Source organism: Dactylosporangium aurantiacum (assembly GCF_000716715.1).
GTDB classification, from domain to species: Bacteria; Actinomycetota; Actinomycetes; order Mycobacteriales; family Micromonosporaceae; genus Dactylosporangium; species Dactylosporangium aurantiacum.
Genome location: NZ_JNYJ01000059.1, coordinates 60,349 through 67,647 on the forward strand (window position 1 = coordinate 60,349; position 7,299 = coordinate 67,647).

Annotated in this window: 6 protein-coding genes; 3 read left to right on the top strand and 3 right to left on the bottom strand. The window is 73.3% G+C overall.

What is annotated here, in order from left to right; all coding sequences use genetic code 11:
• A complete protein-coding gene (locus OP18_RS44000; protein ID WP_033365309.1) occupies positions 1-1,938 on the bottom strand; it encodes an ABC1 kinase family protein in 1,938 nt (645 codons plus the stop codon).
• 150 nt (positions 1,939-2,088) lie between these two features.
• On the opposite strand from OP18_RS44000, the gene OP18_RS44005 reads away from it, so the two are divergent.
• The 3 genes from OP18_RS44005 to OP18_RS44015 are packed head-to-tail and all read left to right on the top strand — an operon-like array spanning position 2,089 to position 4,510.
• The gene (locus OP18_RS44005; protein WP_033365310.1) at positions 2,089-3,213 is read left to right on the top strand and encodes an FtsX-like permease family protein; all 1,125 of its coding nucleotides are present in this window, start codon (positions 2,089-2,091) and stop codon (positions 3,211-3,213) included.
• Positions 3,210-3,893 carry an ABC transporter ATP-binding protein gene (locus OP18_RS44010; protein WP_033365312.1) on the top strand — a complete coding sequence of 228 codons (684 nt, stop codon included), beginning with the start codon at positions 3,210-3,212 and terminating at the stop codon, positions 3,891-3,893. The genes OP18_RS44005 and OP18_RS44010 overlap by 4 nt, the downstream gene beginning before the upstream one ends.
• Before the next feature lie 20 nt (positions 3,894-3,913).
• Positions 3,914-4,510 carry a TetR/AcrR family transcriptional regulator gene (locus OP18_RS44015; RefSeq protein WP_033365314.1) on the top strand — a complete coding sequence of 199 codons (597 nt, stop codon included), beginning with the start codon at positions 3,914-3,916 and terminating at the stop codon, positions 4,508-4,510.
• Between the two features lie 105 nt (positions 4,511-4,615).
• On the opposite strand, the gene OP18_RS44020 is transcribed toward OP18_RS44015, so the two are convergent.
• Together OP18_RS44020 and OP18_RS44025 are read right to left on the bottom strand one after the other, a co-directional pair.
• Complete coding sequence (locus OP18_RS44020) at positions 4,616-5,632, bottom strand: RNA polymerase sigma factor (RefSeq protein WP_211273864.1); 1,017 nt, start codon at positions 5,630-5,632, stop codon at positions 4,616-4,618.
• Between the two features lie 31 nt (positions 5,633-5,663).
• A partial coding sequence (locus tag OP18_RS44025; RefSeq protein WP_033365315.1) for a non-reducing end alpha-L-arabinofuranosidase family hydrolase occupies positions 5,664-7,299 on the bottom strand: 1,636 nt, incomplete at its 5' end.

Genomic DNA, 7,299 nt, shown 5'->3' on the forward strand with positions numbered 1-7,299 from the left:
TCACGGACCGGTGCGGAAGATGCCGATGAGGACGCGCAGCGCGAGGATCGCGGCGATGGCCAGCAGGTTGTAGGCGAACAGCGCGTACAGCGACACTGCGGCCGTCACCATGGGACCGCCCGCGGTGCCCAGCAGCAGCACCGCCATGATGCCGGCGACGCCGCTGAGGACGGTGAGCAGGACCTGGTGGACCAGGCCGCTGACGTGCCGGCGGTCGCGTTCGTCGGCGAAGAGGCGGACGTTGACGCCGAGCCGGCCGCGTTCCAGAGCCGCGGCGATGCGGTCCACGCGGCGGGGCAGGCGGCGCAGGACCGGGACGAGGGTGGTCAGCTCCTCGGTGAGGGCCTGCTTGACGGCCGAGGGCCGCCACATCTCGGCGAAGTGCTGCTGGGCGAAGCCGCGGGCCTCGGTCATCACGTCGAAGCCGCCGGAGAGCTCGGCCAGGCCGCCCTCCAGGGTGGTGAGGGCCCGGAAGACCGCGGCGACCTCGGGCGGGATCGTCAGCTCGTACTCGGCGACCAGCCGCAGCAGCGAGCGGAACAGCTGCGGGTCGGTGCCGCCGCCGGTGCTGAGGTGGCGCGCCATGAACTGGCCGAGGGAGCGTTCGAGGCGCTCCTCGTCGACCTCGTCGGGGCGGGCCACGACGCCGAGCAGCGCGTCGGTCGCGCCGGCCGGATCGCCGCGGTCCAGGGAGAGCAGGAGCCGCTGCAGGGCCTCGCGGACGCCGCCGTCGAGGCGGCCGACGGAGCCGAAGTCGAGCAGCCCGAGCCGGCCGTCGGTGAGCAGCAGGGCGTTGCCGGGGTGCGGGTCGGCGTGGAAGACGCCGGCGACCAGGATCTGCCGGAGCACGCAGTACAGCAGCGTGCGGGCCAGCTCGGCGGTGTCCACGCCGCGGGCGGCGAGCACCGCGCGGGCGCCGTGCAGCGGGACACCGTCGAGGCGGCTCATCACCAGGACCCGTTCGGTGCACAGGTCCGGCAGCGGCACGGGGATGGTCACCGGGCCGGCCGGGTCCGCCGCGGCGACCGCCGTCATGTTCCGCGCCTCGATGCGGAAGTCCAGCTCCTCGTGCACGGCCTGGGTGAACCCGGCGGCGAGGCCGACGGCGCCCGCCGTGCGGCCCCAGCGGGTGCGGGCCTCGAGGGTGGCCGCGAGCCGCCCGACGATGTCGAGGTCCCGGTCCACGACGGCGCGGATGCCGGGGCGCTGCACCTTCACCACCACCGAGGCCCCGGAGCGCAGGGTGGCGGCGTGCACCTGCGCGACCGAGGCGGCGGCGAGCGGCTCCTGCTCGATGTCGGCGAACAGCTCCCCCACCGGCGCCCCGAACTCGGCCTCCAGCACGGCGCGCACGTCGTCCCACGCGATCGGGGCGGCCCGGTCCCGCAGGGTGCTCAGCTCCTCGACGAACTCGCCCGGCACCAGGTCCCGCCGGGTCGACAGGACCTGCCCGAGCTTCACGAACGTCAGCCCGCCCTCTTCCAGGGCCTGCCGCAGCGACCGGGCGGCCGGCGCGGCGGCGCGGCGTCCCCGCAGGTACGGGCCGAGGCCGTGGCGCACCACGATCGCGAGGATCTGCAGGTAGCGGCGGGTCCGCCGGGACCGGGCACGGACGCCGCGCAGCCACAGCAGCGGCCTGAACCTGCCCGTCGGCACGAGCGCCTCGGCGATCACCAGGAAGACCATGGCCACGACGAGCGACGTGACGACGGCGAGGATCAGCAGCCACAGCGGCGCCGCCGACGTCGTGTCCCGCGGCACCGAGCCGCTCATCGCCCTGGAGATCGGGCCCGACACCAGCAGCGCGGCCAGCCCTGCCAGCAGGAGCCGTACCCGGCCGAACGCCACCCCGAGCAACCGGCGGGCGACCGCGGCCATCGCCGCCACCAGTCCCAGCACCGTCACGACGACCCACAGCCAGACCCACAGGCTCCCCATCCGAGCGACCGTAGTCGATCACGGGCCGGCCGGCTGCCCCCGGCGCGGCGGCGTCCGGCCTGCGCGGAGGTGCCCCGCGATCTTTGCCGACAGCACGTCGGTATAGTTGCCGACACCTCGTCGGAAAAAGTTCCCGGAAGGAGCTCCCGGATGTTCCTCGCGCTGCGCGAGCTGCGGTTCGCGCGTTGGCGGTTCACGCTCATGGGCAGCGTCGTCGCCCTGATCGCGGTCCTGGTCGTCCTGTTGTCCGGGCTGTCCTCGGGCCTGGTCAACGACGGCGTGTCGGGCCTGCGCCGGCTCCCGGTGACCGCCTTCGCCTTCGACCCGGACGTCAAGCTCGACTCGGCGTTCTCCCGTAGCGTGGTGAGCCGCGGGCAGGTCGACACGTGGCGCCGGCAGCCGGGCGTGCGCGACGCCGCCCTGTTCGGCAACATGCTCGCCAACGCCCGCAGCGACCGGGGCGTGCCCATCGACCTGGCCCTCTTCGGCGTCGAGCCGGACTCGTTCCTGGCACCCGCCCCGGCCGAAGGCACCGGGCTCGGCAGCGCCGACGGCATCGTGGTGTCCCGGACCGCGATCGAGGCCGGCCTGCGGCTCGGCGACACCGTCATCATCGACCGGATCGGCACCCGGCTGACCGTGGTCGGCTCGACCGGCGACCAGCGCACCTACGGCCACGTCGACGTCGCGTACCTGCCACTGGCCACCTGGCAGCGGCTGCACCAGGGCGCCGGCCCGGGCGAAGCGCTGCGCGCCGGCGCGGCCAACGAGGCCACCGCGGTCGCCGTCCAGGCCGACGACGGCGCCGACCTCGCCGCCGCCGACGCCGCCGCCGGCACGACCAGCTACCGCAAGACGCAGGCCTACGGGGCCTCCCCCGGCTACACCGCGGAGACCTCGACGCTGCAGCTCATCCAGGTCTTCCTCTACGCGATCTCGGCGCTGGTGGTCGGCGCGTTCTTCACCGTGTGGACCATCAACCGCCGGCACGAGCTCGCCGTGCTGCGCGCGATGGGCGCGGCCAGGGCGTACCTGCTGCGCGACGGCCTGGTCCAGGCGCTGGTGGTGCTCGGCGCCTCGATCGGCGCCGGGGTCGCGGCCGGCGTCGGCCTCGGCGGGCTGATCAGCGGCAGCGACGTGCCGTTCGCGATCGAGGCGCCCGCGGTGACGGTGGCCGTGCTGCTGCTGGCCGCCCTCGGCCTGATCGGCGCGGCCTTCGCCATCGTCCGGGTCGCCGCCGTCGATCCCCTCACCGCCCTGGGAGCCCACCGATGACCACCAGCGACCGCACCGGCCTGGCACTGTCCGGCGTCACCGTCCGCCTCGGCGACGGCGACGCGATGATCACCGCACTGGACGAGGTGGACCTCAGCGTCGCGCCCGGTGAGCTGGTCGCCGTGGTCGGCCCCTCCGGCGCCGGCAAGTCGACCCTGCTCGCCGTCGCCGGTGCGCTGACCGTCCCCGACGCCGGCACCGTCACCATCGACGGGCACGACGTCGCCGGCATGAGCGTCCAGGCCCGCGCGGCGTACCGGCGCGACCACATCGGCTTCGTGTTCCAGAGCGGCAACCTGCTGCCCGCGCTGACCGCCCTCGACCAGCTCCGGCTCGTCACGAACCTCAGCCGCCGCCGGGCCGACGACCGCGATCCCGCCGCGCTGCTGGCGGACGTGGGGATGGCGCACCGCGCCGGCCGCCGGCCGCACCAGCTCTCCGGCGGCGAGCGGCAGCGCGTCGGCATCGCCCGGGCGCTGGTCGGCCGGCCGTCGCTGCTGCTGGTCGACGAGCCCACCGCCGCGCTGGACCGGGCCCGCAGCCACGAGGTGGTGCAGTTGCTGGCCCGGGAGACGAAACAGTCCGCCGTGGCTACCGTTATGGTGACCCACGATCACGATGTGCTGGAGCACTGCGACCGGGTGGTCGAGATGATCGACGGGCGGTTGTCCACCGGCTGACGCAGACGGAAGGAGGGTTCGTGCCGCGTATCGACGCGCCCACCATCCCTGAGCACCGGGCACAACGCCGCCGGGCCCTCCTCGACGCCGCGCGGGCGCTCCTGGCCGAGCAGCCGCACCAGCCACCGACCCTCGCCGCGGTGGCGACCCGGGCCGCACTGCCCCGCTCGTCGGTGTACGAGTACTTCCCGTCCCGCCGGGACCTGCTGCTCGAGCTGGTGCAGGAGGTCCTGCCGAACTGGTCCCGGCGGGTCACCGCCGCCATGGCCGCCGCCGGCGACCCGGGCGGGAAGGTGCTGGCGTATGTCACCGCCAACCTGCGCCTGGTCGCCGAGGGCGAGCACGCGCTGGCCACCGCGTTGATCCAGTCGGTGCCGGGCGAGCAGGTCAACGCCAGCACGCACCGCATGCACGAGCAGATGAGCCAGCCGCTGTCCGCCGCCCTCACCGAGCTGGGCCTGCCCGACCCGGACGTCACCGGGCAGCTGATCAGCTCGGTGGTCTACACCGCCAGCCGCATGATCGAGGCAGGCACCGACGTGGCCGACGTCGAGGCGCGGGTGCACGAGTTGCTCGCCCCGTTCCTGCTCGGCCACGCCGGCCCACCGGCGACCTGATCCCGCCCGGGCGTGGTCAGCGCCCGTGGAGGAAGTCGACCACCGCGGGGTAGAACACGTCGGGCTGCTCGATGTGGCCGAAGTGCCCGCTGCGCTCCAGCAAGGTCAGCCGCGCGCCCGGGATCGCGTCGTGCAGCAGCGCCGCCCACCGCGGACCGCAGATGACGTCGTGCGCGCCGGCCAGGACCAGCGCGGGGCGGTGACGCCCGCCAGCCGCGCCCGCAGGTCCAGCGGTGCCGGTTCCTCGCCGCGCTGCGGGTCGGACCAGGCCCGCACGGAGGCGACCAGCGGCGCGTACCGCCGCTCGTGCGTCCAGTAGTCGGCGAAGTACGCCGGCATCACGCGCCGCAGCTGCACGGTCATGGCCGCGTCGGTGGCGGTCACCGCCGCCTCGAACGCCGCCGGGACCGCGGCCGCGTCGTCGTACGCGAGGTCGGCCGTCGTGCGCAGGGCGGCGGCGAGGCCGGCCCGGGCCTGGCTCAACCGGCCGCGGACGGTGCCGACGGGGATGCCGCAGACGGCGGCGATCTGCTCGTAGGACGTCACGTCGGTGCAACAGCGCAGGAGCGTGACGACGCGGACCGGCTCGGACAGCCGCCCGACGGCGTGCCAGATCCAGTCCCGCAGCGCGGCGTCCTCCGGCAGGTCCTCCGCGGTCGGCTCGGTGGTCGGCAGCGCGAACGCGGCCGGATCGCCGACCAGCACCGGGCGGGTCGCCCGTAGCCGGGCCCGGCAGCCGTTGCGCACGACGGCGCGCAGCCACCCGCCGACCGCCCCTGGGTCGCGGACGTCGCCGATGCGCCGCACGGCCGTCAGCATCGCGTCCTGCACGGCGTCCTCGGCGTCCGGCCCGTACCCGCACAGGCTGTACGCGACGGCCTTCATGCCGGCCTCGTGCCGGGCCAGCAGCGCGCCGAGGCCGGGCACGTCGCCGGCCTGGGCGCTGCGGACCAGCTCCGCATCGGACCGCTCGCCAGCCGCCACCACGCGCTCCTCCCGCAGGCGCACCGCCCCGGCCGTCCGGCTGGCACCGAACGGCGGCGCGGGACGCTCGAGGCCCGACGCCAGCTCGGCGGTCCCCCACCACCAACCAGGCGGGGCGTGCCCGGTGCCTCGCGGCACCGGACACGCCCCTTGGTCGGGTTGGAAGTCCCTAGCGTTGCAGGGTCAGCACCGCCGGCCGCCACGGCAGCCGGTTGTAGTCGCCGCTCGCGCCGGGGTCCTTGCCCTGGTACAGGAACTGCAGGTTGCACGGATCGATGGTCTTGGTCTGGTCGGGGTTGGTGCGGACCAGGTCACCGTGGCTGATGTCGTTGCTCCAGGTCGCGCCGCTGTTCGCCTTGCCGGCGAACGGGTTGCTCTCGCTCGCGGCCTGCGGGGTCCACGAACCGCTCAGGCTGTTGGAGGTGAACGAGCGGAAGTAGCGGCCCTGGCTGCCGATCGCCTCGACGATCATCAGGTACTGGTTCTGGCCCTGCACCTTGTAGACCTCGACCGCCTCGAACAGGTTGTTCGTCGAGTCGCTCATGATCGTGGTGTAGCTCGACCCGAAGTTGCCCGGGAAGTTGCCGATCGGCATGCTGGCCCGGTAGATCTTGCCGTTGTCACCGGCGAAGAACAGGTACATGTTCTGGCCGTCACCGATCAGGGTCTGGTCGATGACGCCGGTGTTGGAGCCGGTGATGCTGCCGGTGAACAGCGCCTGCGGCGAGGACCAGCCGTTGGGGTTGGTCGGGTCGCTGGAGGTCTTGTAGTTGAACGCGTTCGGACCCCACTGGTAGGCCAGCACCCAGATGTTCTTCGGGGCGAAGTAGAACAGCGTGGGCGCCACCGTGCCCTGGCTCATCCCGATCTGCGTGGCCGAGGCCATGTCGGACCAGTTCGTGAACGTGCTGAAGGCCATCGAGCCGTACTGCGCACTCGAGTTGACGTTCGACGCGTAGACCAGGTGCTTGCCGTTGTAGACGACGTTGGTGAAGTCCTTGAGCGACAGCCACCCGTTCTGCGGGTTGGTCAGCGGGCCCGTCGAGGACCAGCGGTACGTCGACGGCAGGGCGCACCCGCTCGGCGGCGACGAGGACGACGGTGAGGACGGGGGCGGTGAGGTGGGGCCGCTGCTGAAGTTGGTCCGCCACTGCTGGTTGCTCTGGCCGTGGCAGTCGTACAGCTGAATCTGCTGGCCGTTGCCGGTGCCCCACACGTCCAGGCAGCGCCCGGACTGCACGCCGCTGATGGTGCCGTTGGCGTTGACGTTCCATTGCTGGTTGGACCCGTTGTTGCAGTCCCAGATGATGATGGCCGTGCCGTTGCTCGTCGCGGCGCCGTTGGCGTCCAGGCATTTGCTGCCGTACACCCGCAGTTGCTTGCTCGACGTGTACGTCCACTGCTGGTTGGTCTGGCCGTGGCAGTCGTACAGCTGCACCCGGGTGCCGTTGGTCTGCGTCGCGTTGGGCACGTCGATGCACCGGCCGGACTGCACCCCGACGATCGTGCCCGAGCCGCCCGGTGTGCCGGGCGGGGTGCTCGACGACTGGCTCACGGTCGGGCTCACCGTCGGCGAGGTGGTCGGCGTCGCGGCGTTGAGCGCGTTGAGCACCGAGGTGTAGGCGGCCTTCTTGTTGCCGCTGCCGTCGAAGAGCAGCGGGTTCTCGCTGGAGCGCCAGGAGTCGCTGTCGCGCACGCCCCACACGGTGATGCCGACGCAGCGGGGCACGTTCATGCAGGCCTGGGTGAGGCCCGCGTACTGGGTGGTGGAGGAGTTGGTGACGTCGACCTCGGTCAGCGCCACG